Genomic DNA, 23,560 nt, shown 5'->3' with positions numbered 1-23,560 from the left:
GCCCGAAGTCAGCGGGTGGGGGTGGGGCCGGAATGGGGCTTGGGGTTCGCGGACGCGAGGCCCCATGCCCCGTGGAGTGCCCGCGCTCGACCTCCCGAAGTTTTTTCGCCGCCGATTTAAGTCCTCGACAAGACCGGTCGTCCTGTGAGTGGGAGGGCAGCTCAAGCCCTTCGATCAACGGAGCGCCTCCGCGCTTGCCCACATTCTCAAGGAGCGAATCACCATGTTGAGCTTGCACACCAATGCCTCGGCTCTGTCGACCCAGAACTCGCTGAGCTCGACGCAGAAGAGCCTGGCCACGTCGATGACCCGTCTGGGCACCGGCTTCCGCGTCAACTCCGCGATGGACGACGCTGCCGGCCTGCAGATCGCCACGCGTCTGGATGCGCAGACCCGCGGCATGGCCGTGGCCCAGCGCAACACGCAGAACGGCATCTCGATGCTGCAGACGGGCGAAGGCGCGCTGAATGAAGTCAGCAACATCCTGCTGCGCATGAAGGACCTGGCCACCGAAGCCTTCTCGGCCTCGTCGACCGCGACCGACAAGACCGCGATGCAGGGTGAGTACGACGCGCTCGGCACCGAACTGACCAACATCATCAAGAACACGTCCTTCGGCGGCACGCAGCTGTTCTCGAACGGCACGACCATCGACGGCACGCTGGGCAAGATGTCGGCGGCGATGAGCTTCCAGATCGGCGCTTCCGCCGGCGAATCGATGTCGGTGAACGTCAGCACGCAGCTGACTGCCCTGACGACGGCGCTGGGCACGGTGTCGACGCAGTATGCTGCCACGCCGGCTGCCGGCGCCGAACTGTCGGCCACGACGAACGCGATGCTGACGACCATCGGCGGCGCGATCGACAAGGTCGGTGAACTGCGCGCCTCCTTCGGTGCCGCGGCCAACCGCCTGGACCATGTCTACAACAACCTGCAGAACATGAGCACCAATACGGCCGCCGCCAAGGGCCGGATCATGGACACGGACTATGCGGCCGAATCGTCGACGATGACGACCAAGCAGATGCTGATGCAGTCGGGCACGGCGATGCTCAAGCAGAGCAACAGCATGTCCGGCCTGGTCATGTCGCTGCTGGGCTGATGACCGCGGGGCGCGCCGCGCGGCGCGCCCGACGACATCGACGCGAGGGCTGGACGGCGACGTCCGGCCCTTTGCTTTTTCCACGACGGCGCGAGACCGCACCACGGGACTGGGGGAAGGGCGGGGCACATGGCGGGAGCGACATCGAATCCCGGCGCGGTAGGCGCCGTGAGCGGCATCGCCGCCACCGGGCGGCTCCAGCCGTCGCTGCGCGATTTTGCGGGACTGGCGCCCGGCGCGGTGCTGCGTCTGTCGGGCGGCGGCGATCGCGAACGCGGCGGCGGCTCCGGATGGCGGCTGGAGTCGCTAGACAGCGGCGAGATCATGACGCTGATCGAACCGCCGCTGGATGATCTGCTGCCGGGCGATCAGGTGCTCCTGCGCGTGCGCGCGGTCGTGCCGCGGATGGAGCTCGAGGTGATCGAGCGCCGCCGGGATCCGGCTCCGACAGGCCTGTCCGGCGGAGGCGCCCGGAACGACGGCGCGGCGCCCAGCGCCTGGGGCCAGCTCACGGCGCTGCGTGTCGACCTGGCGCAATGGCGCCGGCAGTTGCTGATGGCCGTCGTCGAGCCCGTTGCGCCGCGCACGCCGGCGGCCCTGGTGTCCGCGTGGACCTTGGCGCTGGCGCATGGCCAGGTGCCGATGGGCCCGGGCGGCGAGCCGCTGTGGCTGCTGCCGCTCGCCTACTGGGTGCGCGGCGATCGTGCCGACGACCTACAGCATGGGCAACCTCCGCAGCCCGAGCCCGAGCCCCTCGTGGCGGGCGAGGAACCCGCGCTGAGCCTCCTGCTGCGCTGGCGCGGCGAGGCGGTCGGCCTGCAGCTCCAGGGCACGCGGGCGGCGTTGTCGCTCACGGTCCTGGCCGAGCATGAGCACGTGTTGACGGCGTTGCGCGGCGAGCTCCCGCGCGTGGTCGCCGCGCTGGTGCGGGCAGGCTTGCGCCTGCGGCGTCTGGGATGGCGCAGGCAGCCCTTGTGGGTACCGGTGGATCCCTCGCCGCCTCTGCGCTCGGACGCGACGCTGCTGAGCGCAGCGGCCGAACTGGTCACCGCCCTGGGATAGCCGTCCGGGCTGTCAAGCCTCCCCCGGAACGGTGTGGCGTGCGGGCAGCTTTACCCACTCTCAGGGGGAACGCGCGTTGACCGGTCCCGGGGCAGCGCGCAAGATCCCCTCCATGGGGATCCGTCATGACGAAGTCAGGAACTGGCGGACGGCGGTCGAGCAGGGCGCCTTCGGCGTCTGGGACTTGAACCCGCTGCTGGAACTGGTGCATTACTCGCCGCGCTGGAAGGAACACCTGGGCTTTCCGCATCCGGAGCAGCCCGACAGCACCGCGTTCTGGCGCTGCCGCGTCCATCCCGAGGACCTCGACGCGATGATGCTGACGCTGCGCGCGCACTTCGACGGATTCACCGACACCTACGAACAGCGGTTCCGCCTGCGCAGCAACGGTTCGGGCTACCGGCACGTGCTCTCGCGCGGCCGGGTCGTGCAGCGCGACCACCGCGGCGACGTGCAGCGGATGCTGGGCACGATGGTGGACCTGACGGAGCGCCCGGCGACGCCGTATCCGGATCGATTCCTGGGCGGACATCATCCGGTCGGATCCATGGGCTGCACGCCGTTCCATGCGCTGCTGGAGGACGGCAACGAGGCGCTGCTCGATCAGGTGGCGGGGATCCTGGCGGCGTCGTTCAGGCAGGCGACGACCGCGCCTTGAGACGATCTTCTTCCCGGCCGCGCGCAGCGGACGCTCAGCGGAAGTCGTCGAGCTGGATCCCGTGGCGGTGCAGCTTGTCGTAGAGCGTCTTGCGCGGTGTGCCGAGCAGCTCCATGGCCGCTGGCACCTTGCCGCCTGAGCGGCGCAGCGCCTGCTCGATGAGCGCCTTCTCGACCATCTCCATCTGGCGCGCCAGCGCCAGGTTGGGCACCGCCTGGATGGCGGCCGAGGAGTCGAGGTCATCCAGCGCCAGCACGAAGCGGTCGGCCGCGTTGCGGATCTCGCGCACGTTGCCGGGCCAGTCGTGGGCCATCAGTTCGCGCAACTTTTCCGGCGTCAGCTCGGGCGCCTCGCGCTCGTAGCGTTTGCAGGCCTGGGCGACGAAGTGCTCGAACAGCAGCGGGATGTCTTCGCGGCGCTCGCGCAGCGGCGGCAGCACCAGCGTGGCGATGTTGAGCCGGTAGTACAGGTCGCTGCGGAACTGGCCGCGCTCGCCCATCTCCTTCAGGTCGGCCTTGCTGGCCGCGATGAAGCGGACGTTGATGACCTGTTCCTCGTTGGAGCCCAGCCGTTCCACGCGGCGTTCCTGCAGCACGCGCAGCAGCTTGATCTGCAGCGCGACCGGCATGGTCTCGATCTCGTCGAGCAGCAGCGTGCCGCCGTTGGCGTGTTCGATCTTGCCGATGCGGCGCTTGCCCGCCGAGGTGAACGCGCCGGACTCGTGGCCGAAGAGTTCGCTCTCGAACAGCGCCTCCGGCAGTCCGCCGCAGTTGATCGCGACGAAGTTGCGGTCGCGGCGCGGGCTCTGGTCGTGGAGGCAGCGCGCGACCAGTTCCTTGCCGGTGCCGGTCTCGCCCAGGATCATGACGTCGGCCGAGGTCGACGCCAGGTTGAGCACCTGACGCCGCAGCTGCTGCATCGCGCCCGACTTGCCGAGCAGCGCCGCCTCGATGCCGCTGGCCGCCGACAGCTGCGCGCGCAGCTCGTCGGCCGAGTGACGGATCAGTCGCAGGTCCAGCGCGCGACGCGCCGTGTCCAGCAGCCGCTCCGGCGCGAAGGGCTTCTCGATGAAATCGTAGGCGCCGTTGCGCATCGCCTGCACGGCCATGTTCACGTCGCCGTGCGCGGTGATCAGGATCACCGGGATCTGGGGATCGGTCGCCTGCACGTGCGCCAGCAGCGCGCGGCCGTCCATGCCGGGCAGCCGCACGTCGGTGATGACGATCACCTGCGCGCCGGGCTGCACATGCGGCAACGCCTCCTCGGCCGAGCGGCACGGCACCACCGCCAGCCCTTCGAGTTCCAGGGTCTGGGTCAGGCTGACCCGCACCGGCAGGTCGTCCTCGACGAACACCACCTTGTAGCCCTCAAACATACTGCCCCTCCTCGGCCTGCCAGGTGTCGACCTCCAGGTCGAACTCGAAACACATGCCATGGTCCAGCCGCTGCGCCCGCAGCACGCCGCCGAACTCGTGGACGATTTTTGAAGAGATCACCAACCCCAGCCCCAGACCTTCGCCCGCCGGCTTGGTGGTGAAGAACGGTTCGAACAGCCGCGGCAGCAGCGATTCGCTCAAGCCCGGTCCGGTGTCCAGCACCTGCACGCGCACGCGCCGGCCGTCTTCCGCCGGCACGGCCGCGACGCGCAGCCGCCGCTCATGTCCGTCATGACCTTCGTGCACCGGCTCCGACGCGATCGCATCAATGCCGTTGGCCAGCAGGTTCACGAGCACCTGCTCCAGACGATTCGATTCGGCGCTCACCCGCAGTCCTGGCGGCACATCGACCTCCACGGGCAGGTCCAGCTGACGCGTGCGGTGCTCCAGAAGCAGTCGCGCGTTGTTCACGCTCGCCAGCAGCGACACCGCCGTGCGCGAGGGCTCCGCCTTGCGGGCGAAGCTCTTGAGCTGGCGCGTGATCTGACCCATCCGCTCGACCATGTCGTCCATCGTCTGCAGGTTGTCCGCGACCGCTTGCGTGCGGCCGGCCTCCAGCAACCTCTGCGAATTCCGTGCCAGCGCGCGCAGCGCCGTCAGCGGCTGGTTGACTTCATGCGACAAGCCCGCCGACATCTGCCCCAGTACCGCCAGTTTGCTGGTCTGCAGCAGCTCGCCTTCGGCCTGCCGACGCTGCGCGATCTGGTCGAGCAGTTCCTCGTTGGTCTGGCGGAGTTCCGCCGTGCGTTCGTCGACGATCAGCTCCAGCTGCGCATGCGCGTTCTGCAGTTCCGTCTTCGCGTGGAAGAGCTGCCGCAGCGCGCGCCGCCGCGACGCGAGGTAGAGCAGCAGCATCCCGATCGCCGCGCCGAAGGCCGCGCCGCTCCACGCGGCCAGCCGTGCCTGTCGTCGCACTTCCGACAGGTCCGACAGGGCGAGCAGGCGCACGCCCAGCGGCAGCAGCTGCCGCTCCTGCGCGAGCAGCGTCGTGCTGGCCGGCGCCGGTGCGCGCACCAGCAGGCTGTTGTAGGCCTCCAGCGCGCCGGGCAGGCCCAGGTCCGGCCCGATCCGCGGGTAGCGCGCGCTGGCCTGCAGCCGGTCGCGTTCCGACGCGTCGGCGCGGTTGAGCACCGCGTAGCGCCAGTCCTCCACCGAACTCATGATCACCACGCCCTGGTCGTCCGAGACCAGGATGCGCTCCCCCTGCGAGCGCAGCCCGAGGTCCACCCAGGTCGACTCCAGCGGCGCCAGGTTGAGCTTCACGACGATCACGCCCTGCAGCTGCTGGTTGCGCCGCAGCGGGTGCAGCAGGAAGAAGTTGGTCGAGCCGCTCAGCCCCGCCTGCCCGGCGTCGGAGGCGAAGAAGTGGTGGCGGTCCTGCTCGATCGCCTGCTGCAGCCGCAGCGGCGGCGTCAGCGGCTCGCTCGAGGCCAGCACGCGGCCTTCCGGATCGGCCACGAAGATCTGCGTCGTCCCCGCCCGCACGTTGACCCGCGCCAGCAGCAGGCTCGCCGCCTTGCGCTGGGCCTCGTCGTCGGGATGCTCGATCAGCCGCGTCACCTCGCCGTCGATGGCCAGCAGGCTGGGCAGGTAGGCGTGGCGGCCCAGTTCGGTCTGCAGGTTGGACGCGTAAAGCTCCAGCCGCTCCGTCGCCAGCGCACTCAACTGGTCCAGACTCGCCCGTTCGCTGAAGCGGTGGCCCAGCAGCAGGCCCAGCAGCATCAGCACGCCGGTCAGGTACAGGTAGAAGGTCGGCCGGCCGAGGAAATACGCCAGCCGCTGGCGGGCCGATGTCGGGGCGAAGGAGGAGGAAGCGACCGAGGGCATGGGGGACGAAAAATCGACGTCCAGTGTGCCCAACTTGGCGCACGCCTTGCACCCGGCGCGACGGCTTTTTTGTGACTGGCGAGGAATCGCCCGGCTGGCTAGGCGGTTTGTGCGGATTTCCGCACCTTGTTGCGTCGCCGAGACTGGGAACACAACGTCGACTGGCGCGCACCGATGTCGCCTTGTCGGTGAATACCCTTGAAACGCGGCGCTTGGCACGGGGGTTGCACCCCGAAGCGCCGTCACGCGGTGCGAGCCGCGTCCAACTACATGCTGGGGCCTTATGGAGATACTTTTTCAGCAGATCATCAACGGCCTGGTGCTGGGGAGCATGTATGCCCTCGTCGCACTGGGTTACACGATGGTCTACGGCATCATCAACCTCATCAACTTCGCGCACGGCGACGTGCTGATGGTGGGGGCGCTCGTGAGCTGGACCGTGGTCACGGCGCTCGCGTCGCTGGGCCTGCCCGGCTGGGTGCTGATGCTGGCCGCGCTGGTGTGCGCCATCCTGGTCTGCACGCTGCTGAACTACACGATCGAGAAGATCGCCTACCGGCCGCTGCGCAGCGCGCCCAGACTGGCGCCGCTGATCACCGCCATGGGCATGTCGCTGCTGCTGCAGACGCTGGCCATGATCATCTGGAAGCCGAACCCCAAGCCCTTCCCGCAGCTGCTGCCGGCTGATCCCATCCACCTCGGCGGCGCCGTGATCACGGTGACGCAGATCGTGATCCTGGTGACCACCGTCGTGATCCTGGGCGGCCTGCTGTTCCTGGTGAACCACACCAAGATGGGCCGCGCGATGCGCGCCACCGCGGAGAACCCGCGCGTGGCCTCGCTGATGGGCGTGAAGCCCGATGCGGTGATCTCGCTGACCTTCATCATCGGCGCCGCGCTGGCCGCGGTGGCCGGCCTGATGTGGGCCGCCAACTACGGCACCGCGCAGCACACCATGGGCGTGCTGCCGGGCCTGAAGGCCTTCACCGCCGCGGTGGTGGGCGGCATCGGCAACCTGGCCGGCGCGATGGTCGGCGGGGTGCTGCTGGGGCTGATCGAAGCCATCGGCGCCGGCTACCTCGGCGACTGGACCGGCGGCGTGCTGGGCAGCCATTACTCCGACATCTTCGCCTTCATCGCGCTGATCCTGGTGCTGACCCTGCGGCCTTCCGGCCTGCTGGGCGAACGCGTCGCCGACCGCGCCTGAGGAGCCGTCCATGTTCCAGACCAAATCCTCCAAGCTGATCACCTTCCTGATCGCCGGCGTGCTGCTGCTGGTGCTGCCGCTGTTCACGCAGCAGTTCGGCAACGGCCCGGTCCGCATCATCGACCTGGCCCTGCTGTACGTGCTGCTGGCCCTGGGCCTGAACATCGTGGTGGGCTACGCCGGCCTGCTCGACCTGGGCTACGTCGCGTTCTACGCGGTGGGCGCCTATCTCTTCGCGATGCTCAACAGTCCGCACCTGTCGGAGAACTTCGAGCACATCGCCGCGGCCTTCCCCAACGGGCTGCACCTGCCGCTGCTGCTGGCGATCGCGCTGGCGGCGCTGCTGGCAGGCCTGTTCGGCGTGCTGCTGGGCGCCCCGACGCTCAAGCTGCGCGGCGACTACCTGGCCATCGTGACGCTGGGCTTCGGCGAGATCATCCGGGTGTTCCTGAACAACATGGAATATCCGCTGAACATCACCAACGGCCCGCGCGGCATCGGCCAGATCGACGGCGTGCACTTCCTGGGCTTCGAGTTCAGCCAGAACCACGACATCCTGGGCTTCACCATCAACTCGGTGTCGATGTACTACTACCTGTTCCTGGCGCTGGTGGTGGGCTCGGTGCTGGTCTGCTACCGGCTGGAGAACTCCCGCATCGGCCGCGCCTGGATGGCCATCCGCGAGGACGAGATCGCCGCCAAGGCCATGGGCATCAACACCCGCAACATGAAGCTGCTGGCCTTCGGCATGGGCGCGACCTTCGGCGGCGTGGCGGGTTCGATGTTCGGCGCGTTCCAGGGCTTCGTCTCGCCGGAATCGTTCAGCCTGCAGGAGTCGATCATGATCGTCGCCATGGTGGTGCTGGGCGGCATCGGCCACATCCCGGGCGTGATCCTGGGCGCGCTGCTGCTGGCCGCGCTGCCGGAAGTGCTGCGCTACGTCGCCGGCCCGCTGCAGCAGATGACCGACGGCCGCCTGGACGCGTCCATCCTGCGTCAGCTGCTGGTGGCGCTCGCCATGATCGTGATCATGCTGATGCGTCCGCGCGGCCTGTGGCCCTCGCCCGAGCACGGCAAGTCCCGGCCCCTGCCGCCCGGAGCGCAGCCGCCTGCCAATGCCGGCAACGCCATCAATGCCTGAGCCGGGCCAGGAGCAAGAACCAATGACTGAAACCGTACTGAAAGTGGCCGGCGCCTCCAAGCGCTTCGGCGGTCTGCAGGCGCTGTCGGATGTGGGCATCGAGATCAAGAAGGGCCAGGTCTACGGCCTGATCGGCCCCAACGGCGCCGGCAAGACGACCTTCTTCAACGTGATCACCGGGCTGTACGTGCCCGACGGCGGCACCTTCGAGCTGGGCGGCCAGGCCTACAAGCCGCAGGCGGTGCACCAGGTCGCCAAGACCGGCATCGCGCGGACCTTCCAGAACATCCGGCTGTTCGCCGACATGACCGCGCTGGAGAACGTGATGGTCGGGCGCCATGTGCGCACGCACTCGGGCCTGATCGGCGCGGTGCTGCGCACGCCCGGCTTCAAGAAGGAAGAGGCCGAGATCACCGCTCGTGCCCGCGAGCTGCTGGACTACGTCGGCATCGGCCGGCACGCCGACTTCAAGGCGCGCACGCTGTCCTACGGCGACCAGCGCCGCCTGGAGATCGCCCGCGCCCTGGCCACCGATCCCAAGCTGATCGCGCTGGACGAGCCCGCCGCGGGCATGAACGCGACCGAGAAGGTCGTGCTGCGCGAGCTGATCGACCGCATCCGCAACGACGGCCGCACCATCCTGCTGATCGAGCACGACGTGAAGCTGGTGATGGGCCTGTGCGACCACGTGTCGGTGCTGGACTACGGCAAGCTCATCGCCTCCGGCACGCCGGCGGAAGTGCAGCGCAACCCGAAGGTGATCGAGGCCTACCTCGGCGCCCACGCGGCTGAAGCCGTCCACGCGGCCCCCTGATCCCGACCCATGGAAATCGAAAAGATGGCAGACAACATCCTCCTCCAGGTCGAGGGCCTCAAGGTCGCGTACGGCGGGATCCAGGCGGTCAAGGGCGTGGACTTCGACGTGCGCCAGGGCGAGCTCGTCTCGCTGATCGGCGCCAACGGCGCGGGCAAGACCACCACGCTCAAGGCGATCACCGGGCTGCAGCCGCTGGGCGTCGGCGACGTGAAGTTCATGGGCCGCTCCATCAAGGGCCAGGGCGCCTGGGACCTGGCCAAGCAGGGCCTGGTGATGGTCCCGGAAGGTCGCGGCACGTTCACGCGCATGACGATCACCGAGAACCTGCAGATGGGCGCGTTCATCCGCAAGGACAAGGAGATCGAGGCCGACATCGAGAAGGTCTTCGGCCTGTTCCCGCGGCTCAAGGAGCGTCGCAACCAGCTGGCCGGCACGATGTCCGGCGGCGAGCAGCAGATGCTGGCCATGGGCCGCGCGCTGATGGCCAAACCCAAGCTGCTGCTGCTGGACGAGCCGTCGATGGGCCTGTCGCCGATCATGGTCGACAAGATCTTCGAGGTCGTGAACGACATCCACCAGCAGGGCGTGACCGTGCTGCTGGTCGAGCAGAACGCCAGCCGCGCGCTGGAACTGGCCAACCGCGGCTACGTGATGGAGTCGGGCGCGATCACCATGCAGGGCGACGGCAGGACGCTGCTGAACGACCCGAAGGTGCGCGCGGCCTACCTCGGCGAATAAGCCGGGCGACCAGCCACGTGCATGACGACGAGGGGCCCGCGAGGGCCCCTTGTGCCTTTCAGGGCGCTACAGGGGCGCTACAGGGGCGCTACACAGATGCTACGGGGCGTTCAGGGCTCTCCGGGACGGTCCCGGGGCACCATCGCCAGGTAGTCGTCGATCCGGCCGCCGTCCAGCGGCTTGACCATCACGCGCAGCTCGTTGATGCGCTGGCCCATCGCGAGTCCGTCGCGGCGGCGGACCTCGGTGAAGCCCTGGCGTTCCCAGAAGCGCTCCGCGCGCGGGTTGCCGACGACCACGCCCAGGCGCACCCACAGCGCGCCGTTGCGCTGCATCCAGCCTTCCAGCTCCGCGTAGATCTCGCGCGCGGCGGTGGAGCCGTGCAGCGAGGTCGCCACGATGAACAGGCCGACCAGCCAGACCCGGGGCGCCATCAGGTCCGAGACCAGCGAGGCCATCGCGACCAGTTCGCCGGAGTCGTCGACGTAGCCCAGCAACCGTTTGGCGGTGAAGCTCCAGCCCTCGGGGGGCAGGTCGCGGATCTCTTCGCGGGCTTCGTCGGGGCGGGGCGGGGCGCCGGTCACCTGCTCGAAGTACAGCGGATTGCGTTCGTAGAACCGTTGGAGCAGGTCCTCATCGCTGGCCTGGAGTTCGAACACACGGACATGAGGCAGCGACAAGGAGGGCGGGGGGGGCATCGGCATCGGCGGGGTCCACGCGCCGGCGCGTCGAGGCGCCGGCCATCGGAAAGATCACCGAGCGTACCAAACGGAGCAGGTAGCGGTACCCCGCGTCTGACTTCCCCCGAAGGTGGGGGGCGGGTCTTGCGCCGCGGTCGCCCGACCCCCTGTCAACGGGAGTGACGGGGGTGGGGCGACCGCGTTTCAGGAGGCTACCGAAGTAGCCGGAGGTGTCACTGGCGGATGAAGGCCAGCAGGTCCGCGTTGACTCGGTCCTTGTGGGTATCGGTCAGGCCGTGCGGCGCGCCCGCGTAGACCTTCAGCACCGAGCCCTTGATCAGCTTGGCCGAGGCGCGACCCGCGGCGTCGATCGGCACGATCTGGTCGTCGTCGCCGTGGATGATCAGCGTGGGCTTGTCGAACTTCTTCAGGTCTTCGGTGAAGTCGGTTTCGGAGAACGCCTTGATCGAGTCGTAGGTGTTCTTGTGGCCGCCTTGCATGCCCTGGAACCACCAGTTGTCGATCAGGCCCTGCGAGACCTTCGCGCCCGGACGGTTGAAGCCGTAGAACGGACCGGCGGGGATGTCCTTGTAGAGCTGCGAACGGTTGTCGAGCTGCGCCTTGCGGATGCCGTCGAAGACCGCGATGGGCAGGCCGCCGGGGTTCTTGTCGGACTTGACCATGATGGGCGGGACGGCGGAGATCAGCACCGCCTTGGCCACGCGCGAGGTGCCGTGGCGGCCGATGTAGCGGGCGACTTCGCCGCCGCCGGTGGAGAAGCCGACCAGCACGGCGTTCTTCAGGTTCAGCGTCTCGATGACCGTGGCCAGGTCGTCGGCGTAGTGGTCCATGTCGTTGCCGTCCCACGGCTGGCTGGAGCGGCCGTGACCGCGGCGGTCATGGGCGATGACGCGGTAGCCCTGGTCGGCCAGGAAGATCATCTGCGATTCCCAGCTGTCGGAGTTCAGCGGCCAGCCGTGGCTGAAGACGATGGGCTGGCCGTTCTTCGGACCCCAGTCCTTGTAGTACAGCTGCACGCCGTCCTTGGTCGTGATGTAGGAGCCCGAGGGTTGCGCGCTGACGATGGGCGCCGGCGCGGGCTTGGCATCGGCGGCGAAGGCCGGGGTGGCGACTGCGCCGGCGACGGCGACGGCCAGCGTCGAGAGGACCAGCAGTTGACGACGCGATTGACGGGCGAGGGTGGCGATGGCGTTCATGGTGGGCTCCTTCGGGTGGTGGGTGAAAGCGGGTTGCAGAAAGCGGATCGGAGAAAGCGGGCTTGGTGGTGGGTGAGCGGATGTCGTGGATTCGAATTGCTTGCTAATTGTTTGTGTGCGAAGTATTTGGGGCAAAGAAAGGGAAAGTCATGCGAATTCGTCGATGGGGTGCTCAGCCGGCCTTGCGGGCCATGCGTTCGCGCAGCACGAGCAGGCGATCGCGGAGTTCGATCAGTTCGGACAGGTCCGAGTCCGACGCGTCCACGATGCACTGCGGCAGATGCGTGGAGCGCTTGCGCAGCGCGCGGCCGGTGGTGGTCAGCGTGATCAGCACCTGGCGTTCGTCCTGCGGCGAGCGGTCCCGGCTGACCAGGCCCGCGGTTTCCAGGCGCTTGAGCAGCGGGGTCACGGTGGGGGAGTCGAGGAACACGCGTTCCGCGATCTCGCCGACCGTCAGGCCGTCGCGTTCCCAGAGCACCAGCATCACGAGGTACTGGGGGTAGGTCAGCTCCAGGTCCTTCAGCAGTTCGCGGTAGACCTTGTTCAGCCCCAGCATCGTCGAGTAGATCGCGAAGCAGAGCTGTTGATCGATCTCCAGCGGCGGGCAGACGGCGTTGGCGCTGGCGTCGGTGCCGGTCGCCTTCTGCTGCTTGGGGGTGGTGGTGCGTGCCATGGGGTGAACTTTAATTAGTGTGCGAATGAATTGCAAGCGAAATTGTTGGCCAGGACGGCGGGAGGGACTTGGCCGCGGCGCCGGATGCCGGCGTTGAGTGAGTGCTAGATCGCGCGCGGACGCTCTTGCCGATCCGGTAACGGTCCATTGCCCATGCGCGGCGTTCCGTCGGAAAGGACGGGTGGCAATACTGGCCGTCCCGTTTGTCTTCCCGTGAGTCTCCAGATTGAAGAACGTCCACCCGTACGGCGACAGCCCGCTGTTCCAACCCCTCGTCCTCGGCGATCTGCGGTTGCAAAACCGGATCGTCATGTCCCCGATGTCTCGCAACCGGGCTCGCGCCGACGACCTGCCCACCGCGCTGATGGCGACCTACTACGCGCAGCGCGCGAGCGCCGGATTGATCATCTCCGAATCGGCGCAGGTGTCGCCGCAGGGGAAGGGCTACAGGAACTCGCCCGGCATCTACGCCGCCGACCAGGTGGCGGCCTGGAAGACCGTGGTGGACGGCGTGCACGCCGCCGGCGGCGTCATGTTCCTGCAGCTGTGGCATGCGGGTCGGAGCTCGCATCCGGATCTGCAGCCGGACGGCGGTATGCCGGTCGGACCGTCAGCGATACGACCGGCGGTGGAGGTCTTCACCGACGCCGGATTGAAGGCCGCGCCGACGCCGCGGGCCCTTGAACTGAGGGAGATCCCCGTCGTCATCGAGCAATACCGGCAGGCCGCGCGCAACGCATTGGCCGCAGGTTTCGACGGCGTCGAGATCCATGCCGGCAACGGCTTCCTGCTGGACCAGTTCCTGCGGGACGGCGCCAACCGGCGCCAGGACGCCTACGGCGGGAGCATCGCGAACCGGACGCGGCTGCTGCTGGAGATCGTCTCGGCGGTGGGCACGATCTGGCCCTCGCACCGTGTCGGCGTCCGGGTCTCGCCGGCGGCGACCTACGGAGATATTGTCGACAGCGATCCGGGCGCGCTCTACGGCCACCTGGTGCGTGAACTCAACCGCTTCCAGCTGGCCTATCTGCACATCACCGAGGGCGAACTGCTGTCGACCCGCGAGTCGCCCGGCATGGACTTCAGCGCACTGCGCGAGGCGTTCGACGGTGTCGTGATCTCCAACAACTGCTACGGGTTCCAGGATGCGGAGGAGGTCGTCCGATCGGGCGCCGTCGGGATGGTGTCCTTCGGTCGTCCGTACATCGCCAATCCCGATCTGGTCGAGCGCTTCCGTCGCGGGGCTGCGCTCAGCGATTTCGATCCATCCACCTTGCATGACGGCGGCGCCCGAGGCTACACGGACTACCCGCCGATCGATCAACCGCACACCGTTTCCCCGCAAATCGACATGGCCGACAACGGCTGAAGAGGCATCACGATGACGAACACGACACACGCATCTCTCCTGGTTTCGCTCTTCGACTACAAGGTCTGGGCCAACGCGGAAATGGGCAAGGCCTTGCGCAAGGTCAACGACGGAGCCGCCGATGGGCAATGGCTGGGCGCGATCCGGACGATGAATCACATGCTGGTCGTCGACCGCATCTTTGCCGCGCATCTGACGGGCGAGGCCCACGGCTATGCGGCGGCCAACACGACGGACACGCCGGCGCTGGAAGCGCTGCTGGCTGCCGTCAAGGAAACGGACGCCTGGTACGTCCGGTACGTCGCCGGCCTGCAGCCGGAGCAGCTGTCGGAAGCCATCCATTTCACGTTCACCGATGGTCAGGCCGGGCGGATGACGCGCGAGGAGATGCTCCTGCACGTCATCACGCATGCGACCTACCACCGCGGCGCCATCGGTCGCATGCTGGTGGAAGCGGGTGGCGGCTCCCCGCCGGACACGCTGACGCGCTTCCTGCATATCGCGGAGCCGGAGCGGCGCGTGCTGCCGTCGGCGTGAGCTCAGTCGTCGCGCAGGTGCGCGATGGCGAGGTCGATGAAGGCGCGGACCTTGTTGGACGCGCGTCGACCCTGCAGGTGCAGCGCATGCACCGGCATGCGCGGCGGTGAGAAGGTCTCCAGCACCTCCACGAGGCTGCCGGCGGCCAACTGCTCGCGCACGACTTCGTCCAGCACCCGCGTCAGTCCGAAGCCCGCAACAGCCGCCTGGATGGCGTGTTCCGTGCTGCTGGTGGCCAGACGCGGCTGGACGGGCGCGGCGATCGGCTCCGCACCATCGGTGAACTTCCATTCGCTGCCTGATTCGACGCTCAACGCGGCGATCAGGCAGTGGTCGATGAGTTCATCCGGATGACGCGGCACGCCCGCCCGGGCGAGGTAGTCCGGCGCGGCGCAGACGACGCGCCGGACCGTGGTCAGCGGGACGGCGTGGTACGAGGAATCGGGCAGCTCGCCGATGCGGATCGCGACGTCGATGCCCTCGCTGATCAGATTCACCGGGCGGTCCACGTAGCGGCATTCGATCTCGGTCTCCGGATTGCGTTCGAGGTAGGCGCGCACGACCGGTCCCAGGCGCATGCGCCCGAAGAGGGAGGAGGCCGTGATCACCAGCTTGCCGCGCACCGCGCCGTGCGAGCCGGTGGCCGACTGCTCGATGTCGCGCAACTCGTTGAGGACGCGCTGGCAGTCGAGCGCGTAGCGTTCGCCCACCTCGGTGACCTGCACGACGCGCGTCGTGCGCACCAGCAGGCGCACCTGCAGCGCGGCTTCGAGTTCGCTGACGGCGCGCGTCGCGACGGGGGCCGAGACCCCCATCCGGCGCGCGGCCGCGGCGAAGCCCTTCTCCTGCACGACGGCCACGAACATGGCCATGGCGTTGAGCTTGTCCATGTGCTTGCAGGCGCGACCGGCGCGCCGATTACTTGGCGGGCAGGTAGTCGAAGCCGCCCTTGGACGTGACGAAGAAGAGGCACTCCGTCTGCGAAATGCACTTCGTGACGTGGCGCTCGCCGCCCTTCTGGTACCAGTAGGACCCGGCCGGCAGCGGACGCTCCGGCGCACCGGCGGTGGGCTCGTTGACGACGACGCCCGCGATCACGACGCCGTAGTAGGAGTCCGTGTGCGTGTGCACGCCGCTGGCCGTGCCGCCGGCCATGCGGATGTAGTTGCTGTGGGCGCCGCCGGCCGGGTCGCCCCAGCCGTTGGCGATCGTCAGGCCTTCCTTGTTCTGATAGAACTTCAGCTCGGTGACGGGGACGACTTTGGTGGCGTCGGCATAGGGGTCCGGAGACGGTCCGGCCGCGATGGCGAGGGTGGAGACGGTAGCGAGGATCACCGTGGACATCGTGATCCGTTGAAGATGTTTGACCAGGGACATGATGGTTGCTTTCAAGTGGCAGGGGCGGCACCGGGAGGTGCGGTTCTCCAGCGTTGGAGCCCTGTCGAAATGGTCGACCATCAACACCGCCGTCACAATCGCGGCGGCGGGTAAGGCACTTTTACCGAAGCCGAAACAATAGAGATCGAGAGGGGAGCCGGTGATGAACGACGGGGATGGGACACCACGCGAGGAGGCGGGCACTGGGTCAGGCGCGACCGTCCGCAAACCGAAGGGGAGGGCGCGCGCTGTCTACGTGCCCGTGCTCGCGGGAGCGATCTATGGATTGCTGATGCGTCTGGCGTTCGGCGGTCTGTCGTTCGTGTCGCCGTGGCTGAATTTCTCGTCGGACACCGCCTTCGTGATGAGCACCGGCTTCGTGCTGATGACGCCGGTGGTGCTGGGCGCGATCACCGTGTACGTGATGCGGGCCGCGCCTGGCCGTCGGGGTCCGACCTGGATGGAGGCGGCCTTCGTGCCGTGGGGCGCGGCGGCGCTGATGATGGTCGGCGCCCTCCTGACGCTGCTGGAAGGCGGCATCTGCGTCGTGCTCCTGTCGCCGGTGTTCCTCGTCCTGGCGTCGGTCGGCGGCCTGCTGATGAACCTGGTCCTGAAGACGACGCGGGTGGGCAGACTGCAGGCCGGCGCGCTGGCGACGCTGCCGCTGCTGTTCACCGTGGTGGAAGGGCCGTTGACCGTCGAGCAGTGGCAGCGCATCGATCGTTCCGTGGTGGTCGAAGCGGCCCCGGCGCGCGTGTGGTCGGAGATCGTCGCGGCGCGGGACATCCGACGCGAGGAATTCCCGCGCACCTGGATCCACCTCATCGGGGTGCCGCGACCCGTCGAGGGCGTCAACCATGCGACGCCGCAAGGCGAGGTCCGCGAATCGCGCTGGGAGCGCGGCGTCCATTTCCTCGGCCGGGTCACGGAGCGCGTCGAAGGGCGGAGGATCGCCTGGCGCTACGAGTTCTCGCCGGATTCCTTCCCGCTCGGCACGATGGACGACCACGTCGTCATCGGCGGACGCTACTTCGATCTCGGCGAAACGCGGTTCACGCTGACGCCCGTCGATGCGACGCACACGCGTCTGGACATCGAGGCCCACTACCGCGTCACATCGAGCATCAACGTCTATGCCGTGCCGGTCGCCGATTTCCTGGGGCACGACTTCGTCGACGGACTGTTGACGCTGTACAAGCGTCGGAGCGAGACCTGACCCCGGCGGAGATATCGCAAGGCCGGTGAGTCGCACCGACAGCTTCCAGACAGCTAACCCGCCCCGGGATCGCGGAAGATCCGCCGCGTTTCGTAGCGGGGAGTGAGGGAATGACTCGAAGGAACGGCATGTGGCGCTTCGCCGCGGGCGTGTTGGGTGTTGTCGCGAGCGCCGGCGCGTTCGCGATGGACTGCACGAAGGCGGCGACGCCGGTGGAGCGACTGGTGTGCGCGTCGCCGCGGCTGCAGGCTCTGGACCTGCGGCTCAACGACGCGTTCCGCGTGGCGGCCGTGGTGGCGACCGATGCGACTGCCCTGCGCGACGAGCAGCGGCGCTGGCTCGCCACGCGCGACGCCTGTGGCGACGAGGTCTGCGTGGCCGCGGCCTACGGCGAGCGCGTCGCGGTGCTGGCCGGGCGCGTCCCGGTGCGCGACGTCTGGTTGCGGACCATGCCCGCGCAGTTCCGCGACGGCTGGCAGTTCTACGGGCTGGGGCCGGAGGCCTCACCCTTTGCGCCGGGCGAGCCGGTCTGGGTGGTCAACCCGGCCACGGTGCGTGATGGCTCGCCGCGCGCGCTGAGCCGGCAGTTTTTCGACATCGCCACGGACGGACAGAATCGCAAGCCCTTCCAGGCCAAGGCCGGGACGAAGGTCCGGGTCTACGGCTTCTACCGGGGTCAGGTGATGACGGGGCAGGTGGTCGCCAACGAGGGGCAGCGATTGACAGTCTCGGTGGCTGGCTCGCGCTGGACCTTGGCGCGCACGCCGAAGAGCCTGACCGCGACGACCCGCGTCCACTACCCGACGATCGATGGGCGTGCCACCTACGACGACGCGTTCGGAAAATCGTTCTCCGGTGACTCTTGCCAAACCTTCGATCATGTTACCGAGGTGAGGATCCCGGATCGGGCAGCGACGCCGCCGGCCTGGATCGCCTCCCTGGATGAGCGCGTTCACCCGGACGTCGAGAGCCTCTGCCGGGATCCTGACCTCCGGTTCAAGTACGACGACTACTTCGGGCCGGACTCCGGCTTCTCCTGGGGCGACGACGGCGCGCAGGTCTTGTCCGATGGGAGCGCCTTGCTCATGAGTTCGTCCGGTGAGCAGGTCCATGTGTTGCGCATCCGGGCCGACGGCAGCGTGCCTCAGAGCGAGTCGTCGCGCATCAAGATCGTGCCCTGGGAACGGCTTGATCGGCTCCGGGCAGCGGCGCTCAAAGGCTGTCGGGTCAAGGAGGAGGCGCAAGACCGTCCCGACGACTTCTCCTTCACGAAGTGCCTGGTCGAGGCCGTCGAGAAAGGACTTTGAGTTGAACGACCGATCACCGCTCCGGCGTCACGACGATCATTCGGGCTTCTTCGTGCAGAAGAACTCCCACACCGACTTCGGCTTGCCGTAGCGGCTCAGCGAGCGCTTGTCGAGGTGCTCGATGTCGAAGCACGCGGCGAGCACGTCCTCGATCTTTTCGCGGGTGAAGAACTGCTTGGCGACGCCGTCGACGACTGTCAGTGTCCATGAGGACGCGTCGTCCGGCGCGCCGTAATGCCAGTCGTCTTCGGCGTTGACGCAGCCGATCAGCCGGCCGCCCGGCCCGAGCACGCGGGCGATCTCGCACAGCGCACGCTGCGTGTCGTCGTGGTCGAAGTAATGCAGCGAGAGCTGCGCGACAGCCAGGTCGAATTCGCCGTCGGCCAGCATGGGCATCGCGCGGACGTCGGCCAGCACATGCCTGGCCGCCGGCGACTGCCGCCGGCACCTCGCCAGCGCCTCGGCGGAGATGTCGATGCCGGTGACGTCGACGCCCAGCTCCAGGAGCGCAGCAGTCTCCCAGCCGTCGCCGCAGCCGATGTCCAACGCGCGGCGCACGCCGGGCAGGCGATGCTGCCAGCCGCTCAGCCAGGCCTCATCCTGGCTCAAGGGCTGGGCGGCGTAGCGGCGGTCCCAGACGTCCGAGGCGGCCTCGGACGCTTCGTTCGGCTCATCGGATGCAGGCAGATCTGGGGGCAGGGCATTCATGCAGAGCAGCCTACCTCGCCCCCGATCTTCCCGCCGTGCGTCGCCCCACCTTCGCCCGATACAGGCGACAGGACGACGCACGGTTTCCCGCCAAGCGAAGGTCAGAACTCCTTCGTCAGGCTCACGTAGACCGTACGGCGCTGACCGTACTGCGGCGCGCCGACGCCGATGCCCGAGCCGTCACGCAGCTGGTAGCCCTTGTCGAAGAGGTTGAGCACCGACAGGCGCGCCTCCACCGGACCGCCGCCGCCGAGGTCGAACTTCTTGCTCACGTCCGCGTTGACGCTGGTGTACGAGGGCAGGTGCGTGGTGTTGGCGAAGCCGTTGCGCAGGCCGCTGCCGAACAGCGCGCTCGCGCCGACCGCGTAGCCGTCGTCCAGCCGCACGTTGACGCCGGCCGAGGCGCTCAGCTTCTGCTCGTGGTCCAGGTGCACCCAGTGGTTGGCGATGAAGTCGAGCTCGTCCTGCTCGAAGTTGAACTGGCCCGTCTCGACCTGCTGCGCGCGGGCGTGCGTGGTGCCGAGGTTGGCGTACGCGGACCAGGTCTTCTCCTTGTAGCTCGCCGACAGGTCGACGCCGTAGATGCGACCCTTGGCGTAGTTGAAGGCCGAATAGATCAGCGCGTTGCCGAACTGGCCCTCGTCCTGCAGATGCTGCACCGCGCGGTAGTAGCCGTCGATGCCCAGCGTCAGCTTGGGCGTGACCTGCCAGGCGGCACCGGCGTCGTAGTAGTTGGAGCGCTCGGAGCGCACCGCCGTGTCCGCGTCCGTCGGCAGTGCGTTGGTCGTGCCGGCGAAGGCCGCCACCGAGGTGGTGTCGATCTTCTCGGTCGGCGGCGGCGTGAAGTAGCGCGCGTAGCCCGCATGCAGGCGCACCGTCGGCGCCGCGTCCCAGACCAGACCGATGCGCGGGCTCAGCTGGTGTTCCTTCGTGACGGTGTCGACCTCGTCGTAACGCGCGCCGTAGTTCAGCGTCAGCGTGCGGTCCAGCTTCCATTCGTCCTGCAGGTAGGCGCCCCACAGGTGGCCGCTCAGGCGGCCGCCGTCGGCGATGTTGACGGGCACGCCGCTGGTCTGGTTGCCGTCGTCGTCGGCCGGGAACACCAGCGCGTTGTTGATCGTGCTGGCGTGCTCGCGCTGCGCGAAGAGACCGGTGCGGAGGGTGTGTGCGCTGTCCAGGCGGTAGCTGGCATCGGCCTGCACGCCGTTGGCCTCGTTGCGGCGCAGGATGTTGGCCGCGACGCCCAGGTACTGCAGGTCGCCGGTGGTGTCCGGCGAGTAGTGGACGTCGGTGTAGCGGTGGAACAGCGAGACCTGGTAGTCGATGTCCTTGCCGATCACGCTCTGGTAGCTGACGACGGCGAAGCGGTTGCGCTCGCGCTGGTGCGCGTCCAGCGTGCTGGAGTCCTTGTCGGGCGTGCCGTCGAGGGTGAAGGCGGTCGACTGCCCCGGCGAGTTCGGGATCTGGAAGCGGTTGTCGGTGACGCCGGCCATCGCGGTGATGCGGCTGTCGTCGTCGAGCAGGTAGGACACCAGCCCGAAGCCCTTGCCCTGGTGCGTGCGGTCGTGCAGCGCGTCGCGCGAGGCGGTCGGGTTCTCGATGCCCAGGTCGTTGCCGAGGAAGGAACCGCTGAACTCGTAGCTCAGCCGACCCTGCGTGCCGTGCACCGACAGGTCGAGCTCGCGCGAGCGCTGCGTGCCCAGCGTGATGCCGGCGCTGCCGGCGAAGGGCTTGTCATCGTCGCCCACGCCTTTGGTGGTGATGTCCACGATGCCGGCGGTCCGGTAGCCGTATTGCGCGGGAAGCGCGCCGGTCAGCAGGCTGATGCTGTCGGCGAAGCGCGTCTCCAGCGTCTGGCCGAAGCCGCTGATGGCCTCCGGGATGACGACGCCGTTGATGCGGTACTGCAGGTTGGCGTGGTCGCCGCGCACGTGCAGGCCGCCGTAGGAGTCCTGCACGACGCCCGGCGTCTGCAGCAGCACCTGGTTCAGCGGGGTGTCGTCGCCTTGCGGCAGACGGGCGATGTCGTTCTTGTCGAACTTGTAGATCGTGCTGCCGGTGTCGGGCGACAAGCCGTTGCGCGCCGCGTCGAGGCGGCTGCGCGCGCCCTGGACCTGGACGGTGGGCAGCGCGGCGCCGCCGGCGGCGGTCGGGGCTTCAACGGTGCTGGTCGCAGCAGGTGCCGACGAGGCGGCCGTGTCATCGGCGCGCGCCGGCAGCGCGAGCAGCAGCGGATAGGCGAGCGACAGGGACAGCGCGAGCACGCGCAGGGGAGGGTGGGTCATGGTGGATCTCTGGCAATCTGAATTCGGTCGAGCGCGGGCCGGCCGATGAGGCCGGGTGGTCGTTGCCCGGCCGCCGGAAGCTTCAGGAACTGGGGCGTTCGAAGCGTTCAGGCGCGGCCGGTCGGCGCTGCGGTGAGGAGGTCGGGTTCAGATCGCCAGGGGCGGGCCGCGGCTGCGCGGCGGCGGCGCGGGCAGCGAGCGCGTGACGCGCTCGATGACGGCCGCCTGGACGTGGACGGCTTCGGCCAGCGCGAGTACCGGCGCCTCGGCACGGGCCGAGGCGGCGAGGTCGTCGAAGGCCAGGCAGACCTCGCAGAGCTGATCGGCGGACAGGTCGTCCGGATCGGCGTGGGCGACGTCGTCGCGCCCGGCCTGCACCGAGGCGGTCGCCGTGGCGGTCGCAGGCCCATGCCCCCGCGCACCGGTCAGATGACCGATGCCATGCCACACCGCGCCCTGCTGCGATAGCAGCATGAACAGCGGGAGCAGCAAGTGCAGGAGGTGCTTGCGCATGGCGCGGGATTATGAAGGTCGGAAAGCTCCGGGCCGAACGTCAGGCTGTCGCGAAGCTGTCGTGAGGCTGAGGGCGGGCCGCCACTCAAGCGCGGATTCCCGCCACTCGCCGCAAGCGGCCGGAAAGCGGGGCGATGGCTGGCCACACTGGCTGCTCGTCGTCCGACCCTGGAGCGTTCCCATGAAGATCCCCGTCGCCGCCTGGTTCCGCGAGAACCGCAGCTTCCTCCTGTTTCTCGCCGGTTTCCTGTTCTTCCGCACCGCGATCGCGGACTGGAATCCGGTCCCCAGCGGCTCGATGCGGCCGACCATCCTCGAAGGCGACGTCGTCTTCGTCGAGCGCGTCGCCTACGACTGGAAGCTGCCGCTGACCGACATCTCGCTGCGCCGCGTCGGCGAGCCGCAGCGGGGCGACGTCGTCACCTTCGGCTCGCCGCGCGACGGCACGCGGCTGATCAAGCGCATCGTCGCGGTGCCCGGCGACACCGTCGAGCTGCGCGCCGACCGGCTGATCCTCAACGGCCAGCCGGCGGACTACGCGCCGGTGGAGGAGGTCGCCGAGGCGCTCGCGCCCGGCGTCGAGGTGCGCGGCGTGCGCGCGGTCGAGCAGTGGGGCGGTCAGCGCCGCATCGTGCAGTTCCTGCCCGAGGTGCGCGCGCGGCGCGATTTCGGCCCGATCGTCGTGCCGGCCGACCAGTTCTTCATGATGGGCGACAACCGGGACAACAGCGAGGACTCGCGCTTCATCGGCCTGGTGCCGCGGCGGCTGATCATCGGACAGGCGCATCGCGTGCTGGTCTCGGCCGATATCACCGCGCGCTGGGCGCCGCGCTGGGACCGCTTCGCGGCGCCGCTGCGCTGACCAGGCACGGATCGCATTGACCCGTCGCGCGCAAGGTCTCTCGGGCGCCGCAGAGAATGGTCCGTCAATCCTGCCTTCACAACATCCAGACGGAACTTTCATGACGGACCTGTCCAGCTTCCCCATCACGAAGAAGTGGCCCGCGCAGCATCCCGAGCGCCTGCAGCTGTACTCGCTGCCGACGCCCAACGGCGTGAAGGTGTCGATCGCGCTTGAGGAACTGGGTCTGGCCTACGAGCCGCACCTGGTCAGCTTCCAGACCGACGACCAGCTCACGCCCGAGTTCCTGTCGCTGAACCCGAACAACAAGATCCCCGCGATCATCGATCCGGACGGCCCCGGCGGCCAGCCGCTGCCGCTGTTCGAGTCGGGCGCGATCCTGGTCTACCTTGCGGAGAAGACCAGCAAGCTGATCCCGCAAGACCCGGCACGTCGCTACGAGACGCTGCAGTGGGTGATGTTCCAGATGGGCGGCATCGGGCCGATGTTCGGCCAGGTCGGGTTCTTCCACAAGTTCGCCGGGAAGGACTTCGAGGACAAGCGTCCTCGCGATCGTTATCTCAACGAGTCCAAGCGGTTGCTGGGCGTGCTCGAACAGCGCCTGACCGGCCGCGGCTGGATCATGGGCGATGAATACACGATCGCTGATATCGCGATCTGGCCGTGGGTCAACAACCTGGTCGGGTTCTACGGCGCGGGCGATCTGGTCGGCTTCAGCGAGTTCAAGAATGTGCAGCGCGTGCTGGAAGCGTTCCTGGCGCGCGATGCGGTCAAGCGCGGATTGAATATTCCGGCGCGTCCGGCGGCCTGACCAACAGGGCCGCGGTA

General features: G+C 68.3%; 23 protein-coding genes. 13 read left to right on the top strand and 10 right to left on the bottom strand.

What is annotated here, in order from left to right; all coding sequences use genetic code 11:
- Window positions 1-223 precede the first annotated feature (223 nt).
- The 3 genes from ACQZ13_RS19625 to ACQZ13_RS19615 all read left to right on the top strand — a co-directional run bounded on the left by ACQZ13_RS19625 (window position 224) and on the right by ACQZ13_RS19615 (window position 2,822).
- A complete protein-coding gene (locus ACQZ13_RS19625) occupies window positions 224-1,102 on the top strand; it encodes a flagellin (RefSeq protein WP_431047318.1) in 879 nt (292 codons plus the stop codon).
- A 168-nt stretch (window positions 1,103-1,270) separates the two neighbouring features.
- A complete protein-coding gene (locus ACQZ13_RS19620; protein WP_431047316.1) occupies window positions 1,271-2,164 on the top strand; it encodes a hypothetical protein in 894 nt (297 codons plus the stop codon).
- A 112-nt stretch (window positions 2,165-2,276) separates the two neighbouring features.
- Window positions 2,277-2,822 carry a PAS domain-containing protein gene (locus ACQZ13_RS19615; RefSeq protein WP_431047314.1) on the top strand — a complete coding sequence of 182 codons (546 nt, stop codon included), beginning with the start codon at window positions 2,277-2,279 and terminating at the stop codon, window positions 2,820-2,822.
- A gap of 34 nt (window positions 2,823-2,856) precedes the next feature.
- Here ACQZ13_RS19615 and ACQZ13_RS19610 read toward each other — a convergent pair whose 3' ends face one another.
- Window positions 2,857-4,197, bottom strand: coding sequence for a sigma-54-dependent transcriptional regulator (locus ACQZ13_RS19610; protein WP_088403805.1), 1,341 nt, complete (start codon window positions 4,195-4,197; stop codon window positions 2,857-2,859).
- On the bottom strand, window positions 4,190-6,085 hold the full coding sequence (locus ACQZ13_RS19605; RefSeq protein WP_431047311.1) for a sensor histidine kinase: 1,896 nt from the start codon (window positions 6,083-6,085) through the stop codon (window positions 4,190-4,192). Before ACQZ13_RS19605 ends, ACQZ13_RS19610 begins: the two co-directional genes overlap by 8 nt.
- A gap of 283 nt (window positions 6,086-6,368) precedes the next feature.
- On the opposite strand from ACQZ13_RS19605, the gene ACQZ13_RS19600 reads away from it, so the two are divergent.
- The 4 genes from ACQZ13_RS19600 to ACQZ13_RS19585 are packed head-to-tail and all read left to right on the top strand — an operon-like array spanning window position 6,369 to window position 9,988.
- Window positions 6,369-7,292, top strand: coding sequence for a branched-chain amino acid ABC transporter permease (locus ACQZ13_RS19600; RefSeq protein ID WP_067270067.1), 924 nt, complete (start codon window positions 6,369-6,371; stop codon window positions 7,290-7,292).
- A gap of 10 nt (window positions 7,293-7,302) precedes the next feature.
- Entirely contained in the window at window positions 7,303-8,433 is a 1,131-nt protein-coding gene (locus ACQZ13_RS19595; protein WP_431047309.1) for an ABC transporter permease subunit, read from the top strand.
- 22 nt (window positions 8,434-8,455) lie between these two features.
- Window positions 8,456-9,247: an ABC transporter ATP-binding protein gene (locus ACQZ13_RS19590; protein ID WP_088403809.1), complete on the top strand. Its 792-nt coding sequence runs from the start codon at window positions 8,456-8,458 to the stop codon at window positions 9,245-9,247.
- Between the two features lie 24 nt (window positions 9,248-9,271).
- On the top strand, window positions 9,272-9,988 hold the full coding sequence (locus tag ACQZ13_RS19585) for an ABC transporter ATP-binding protein (protein WP_088403963.1): 717 nt from the start codon (window positions 9,272-9,274) through the stop codon (window positions 9,986-9,988).
- 110 nt (window positions 9,989-10,098) lie between these two features.
- On the opposite strand, the gene ACQZ13_RS19580 is transcribed toward ACQZ13_RS19585, so the two are convergent.
- The 3 genes from ACQZ13_RS19580 to ACQZ13_RS19570 form a co-directional block, all read right to left on the bottom strand.
- Window positions 10,099-10,692, bottom strand: coding sequence for a GNAT family N-acetyltransferase (locus tag ACQZ13_RS19580; RefSeq protein ID WP_431047306.1), 594 nt, complete (start codon window positions 10,690-10,692; stop codon window positions 10,099-10,101).
- 209 nt (window positions 10,693-10,901) lie between these two features.
- A complete protein-coding gene (locus tag ACQZ13_RS19575; RefSeq protein WP_431047304.1) occupies window positions 10,902-11,885 on the bottom strand; it encodes an alpha/beta fold hydrolase in 984 nt (327 codons plus the stop codon).
- Window positions 11,886-12,057: 172 nt separating this feature from the next.
- The gene (locus ACQZ13_RS19570; RefSeq protein WP_431047302.1) at window positions 12,058-12,558 is read right to left on the bottom strand and encodes a MarR family winged helix-turn-helix transcriptional regulator; all 501 of its coding nucleotides are present in this window, start codon (window positions 12,556-12,558) and stop codon (window positions 12,058-12,060) included.
- A 226-nt stretch (window positions 12,559-12,784) separates the two neighbouring features.
- Here ACQZ13_RS19570 and ACQZ13_RS19565 point away from each other — a divergent pair, with 226 nt between their 5' ends.
- Window positions 12,785-13,927, top strand: coding sequence for an alkene reductase (locus tag ACQZ13_RS19565; protein ID WP_431047300.1), 1,143 nt, complete (start codon window positions 12,785-12,787; stop codon window positions 13,925-13,927).
- 12 nt (window positions 13,928-13,939) lie between these two features.
- Window positions 13,940-14,464, top strand: a complete 525-nt coding sequence (locus ACQZ13_RS19560; protein ID WP_431047298.1) for a DinB family protein — start codon at window positions 13,940-13,942, stop codon at window positions 14,462-14,464.
- A 2-nt stretch (window positions 14,465-14,466) separates the two neighbouring features.
- On the opposite strand, the gene ACQZ13_RS19555 is transcribed toward ACQZ13_RS19560, so the two are convergent.
- Complete coding sequence (locus ACQZ13_RS19555; RefSeq protein WP_431047296.1) at window positions 14,467-15,354, bottom strand: LysR family transcriptional regulator; 888 nt, start codon at window positions 15,352-15,354, stop codon at window positions 14,467-14,469.
- A gap of 28 nt (window positions 15,355-15,382) precedes the next feature.
- A complete protein-coding gene (locus tag ACQZ13_RS19550) occupies window positions 15,383-15,841 on the bottom strand; it encodes a DUF4437 domain-containing protein (RefSeq protein ID WP_431047294.1) in 459 nt (152 codons plus the stop codon).
- A 292-nt stretch (window positions 15,842-16,133) separates the two neighbouring features.
- Here ACQZ13_RS19550 and ACQZ13_RS19545 point away from each other — a divergent pair, with 292 nt between their 5' ends.
- Window positions 16,134-17,057 carry an SRPBCC family protein gene (locus ACQZ13_RS19545; protein WP_431047292.1) on the top strand — a complete coding sequence of 308 codons (924 nt, stop codon included), beginning with the start codon at window positions 16,134-16,136 and terminating at the stop codon, window positions 17,055-17,057.
- A gap of 128 nt (window positions 17,058-17,185) precedes the next feature.
- Complete coding sequence (locus tag ACQZ13_RS19540; RefSeq protein WP_431047290.1) at window positions 17,186-18,364, top strand: lysozyme inhibitor LprI family protein; 1,179 nt, start codon at window positions 17,186-17,188, stop codon at window positions 18,362-18,364.
- Between the two features lie 36 nt (window positions 18,365-18,400).
- On the opposite strand, the gene ACQZ13_RS19535 is transcribed toward ACQZ13_RS19540, so the two are convergent.
- The 3 genes from ACQZ13_RS19535 to ACQZ13_RS19525 form a co-directional block, all read right to left on the bottom strand.
- On the bottom strand, window positions 18,401-19,072 hold the full coding sequence (locus ACQZ13_RS19535; RefSeq protein ID WP_431047288.1) for a class I SAM-dependent methyltransferase: 672 nt from the start codon (window positions 19,070-19,072) through the stop codon (window positions 18,401-18,403).
- 101 nt (window positions 19,073-19,173) lie between these two features.
- Entirely contained in the window at window positions 19,174-21,357 is a 2,184-nt protein-coding gene (locus ACQZ13_RS19530; protein ID WP_431047286.1) for a TonB-dependent receptor, read from the bottom strand.
- A gap of 147 nt (window positions 21,358-21,504) precedes the next feature.
- A complete protein-coding gene (locus ACQZ13_RS19525) occupies window positions 21,505-21,870 on the bottom strand; it encodes a DUF2946 family protein (RefSeq protein ID WP_431047284.1) in 366 nt (121 codons plus the stop codon).
- Window positions 21,871-22,051: 181 nt separating this feature from the next.
- Here ACQZ13_RS19525 and lepB point away from each other — a divergent pair, with 181 nt between their 5' ends.
- Window positions 22,052-22,732, top strand: a complete 681-nt coding sequence (lepB, locus tag ACQZ13_RS19520; RefSeq protein WP_431047282.1) for a signal peptidase I — start codon at window positions 22,052-22,054, stop codon at window positions 22,730-22,732.
- 100 nt (window positions 22,733-22,832) lie between these two features.
- Window positions 22,833-23,543, top strand: coding sequence for a glutathione S-transferase N-terminal domain-containing protein (locus tag ACQZ13_RS19515; RefSeq protein ID WP_431047280.1), 711 nt, complete (start codon window positions 22,833-22,835; stop codon window positions 23,541-23,543).
- Window positions 23,544-23,560: the final 17 nt, after the last annotated feature.

Origin of the sequence: Roseateles sp. L2-2, assembly GCF_050613215.1 — a bacterium.
GTDB lineage: Bacteria > Pseudomonadota > Gammaproteobacteria > Burkholderiales > Burkholderiaceae_C > Roseateles > Roseateles noduli.
Note: the sequence above shows the minus strand (reverse complement) of the source record. Positions and strands in the feature narration are given on the sequence as shown.

What these genes read in the sequence shown, in the direction of transcription:
- ACQZ13_RS19625 (WP_431047318.1), top strand. Translation starts at nt 224, where the DNA reads ATGTTGAGCTTGCACACCAATGCCTCGGCTCTGTCGACCCAGAACTCG.
- ACQZ13_RS19615 (WP_431047314.1), top strand. Translation starts at nt 2,277, where the DNA reads ATGGGGATCCGTCATGACGAAGTCAGGAACTGGCGGACGGCGGTCGAG.
- ACQZ13_RS19610 (WP_088403805.1), bottom strand. Translation starts at nt 4,197, where the DNA reads ATGTTTGAGGGCTACAAGGTGGTGTTCGTCGAGGACGACCTGCCGGTG.
- ACQZ13_RS19605 (WP_431047311.1), bottom strand. Translation starts at nt 6,085, where the DNA reads ATGCCCTCGGTCGCTTCCTCCTCCTTCGCCCCGACATCGGCCCGCCAG.
- ACQZ13_RS19600 (WP_067270067.1), top strand. Translation starts at nt 6,369, where the DNA reads ATGGAGATACTTTTTCAGCAGATCATCAACGGCCTGGTGCTGGGGAGC.
- ACQZ13_RS19595 (WP_431047309.1), top strand. Translation starts at nt 7,303, where the DNA reads ATGTTCCAGACCAAATCCTCCAAGCTGATCACCTTCCTGATCGCCGGC.
- ACQZ13_RS19590 (WP_088403809.1), top strand. Translation starts at nt 8,456, where the DNA reads ATGACTGAAACCGTACTGAAAGTGGCCGGCGCCTCCAAGCGCTTCGGC.
- ACQZ13_RS19585 (WP_088403963.1), top strand. Translation starts at nt 9,272, where the DNA reads ATGGCAGACAACATCCTCCTCCAGGTCGAGGGCCTCAAGGTCGCGTAC.
- ACQZ13_RS19580 (WP_431047306.1), bottom strand. Translation starts at nt 10,692, where the DNA reads ATGCCGATGCCCCCCCCGCCCTCCTTGTCGCTGCCTCATGTCCGTGTG.
- ACQZ13_RS19575 (WP_431047304.1), bottom strand. Translation starts at nt 11,885, where the DNA reads ATGAACGCCATCGCCACCCTCGCCCGTCAATCGCGTCGTCAACTGCTG.
- ACQZ13_RS19570 (WP_431047302.1), bottom strand. Translation starts at nt 12,558, where the DNA reads ATGGCACGCACCACCACCCCCAAGCAGCAGAAGGCGACCGGCACCGAC.
- ACQZ13_RS19560 (WP_431047298.1), top strand. Translation starts at nt 13,940, where the DNA reads ATGACGAACACGACACACGCATCTCTCCTGGTTTCGCTCTTCGACTAC.
- ACQZ13_RS19555 (WP_431047296.1), bottom strand. Translation starts at nt 15,354, where the DNA reads ATGGACAAGCTCAACGCCATGGCCATGTTCGTGGCCGTCGTGCAGGAG.
- ACQZ13_RS19550 (WP_431047294.1), bottom strand. Translation starts at nt 15,841, where the DNA reads ATGTCCCTGGTCAAACATCTTCAACGGATCACGATGTCCACGGTGATC.
- ACQZ13_RS19545 (WP_431047292.1), top strand. Translation starts at nt 16,134, where the DNA reads ATGCGTCTGGCGTTCGGCGGTCTGTCGTTCGTGTCGCCGTGGCTGAAT.
- ACQZ13_RS19540 (WP_431047290.1), top strand. Translation starts at nt 17,186, where the DNA reads ATGTGGCGCTTCGCCGCGGGCGTGTTGGGTGTTGTCGCGAGCGCCGGC.
- ACQZ13_RS19535 (WP_431047288.1), bottom strand. Translation starts at nt 19,072, where the DNA reads ATGAATGCCCTGCCCCCAGATCTGCCTGCATCCGATGAGCCGAACGAA.
- ACQZ13_RS19530 (WP_431047286.1), bottom strand. Translation starts at nt 21,357, where the DNA reads ATGACCCACCCTCCCCTGCGCGTGCTCGCGCTGTCCCTGTCGCTCGCC.
- ACQZ13_RS19525 (WP_431047284.1), bottom strand. Translation starts at nt 21,870, where the DNA reads ATGCGCAAGCACCTCCTGCACTTGCTGCTCCCGCTGTTCATGCTGCTA.
- lepB (WP_431047282.1), top strand. Translation starts at nt 22,052, where the DNA reads ATGAAGATCCCCGTCGCCGCCTGGTTCCGCGAGAACCGCAGCTTCCTC.
- ACQZ13_RS19515 (WP_431047280.1), top strand. Translation starts at nt 22,833, where the DNA reads ATGACGGACCTGTCCAGCTTCCCCATCACGAAGAAGTGGCCCGCGCAG.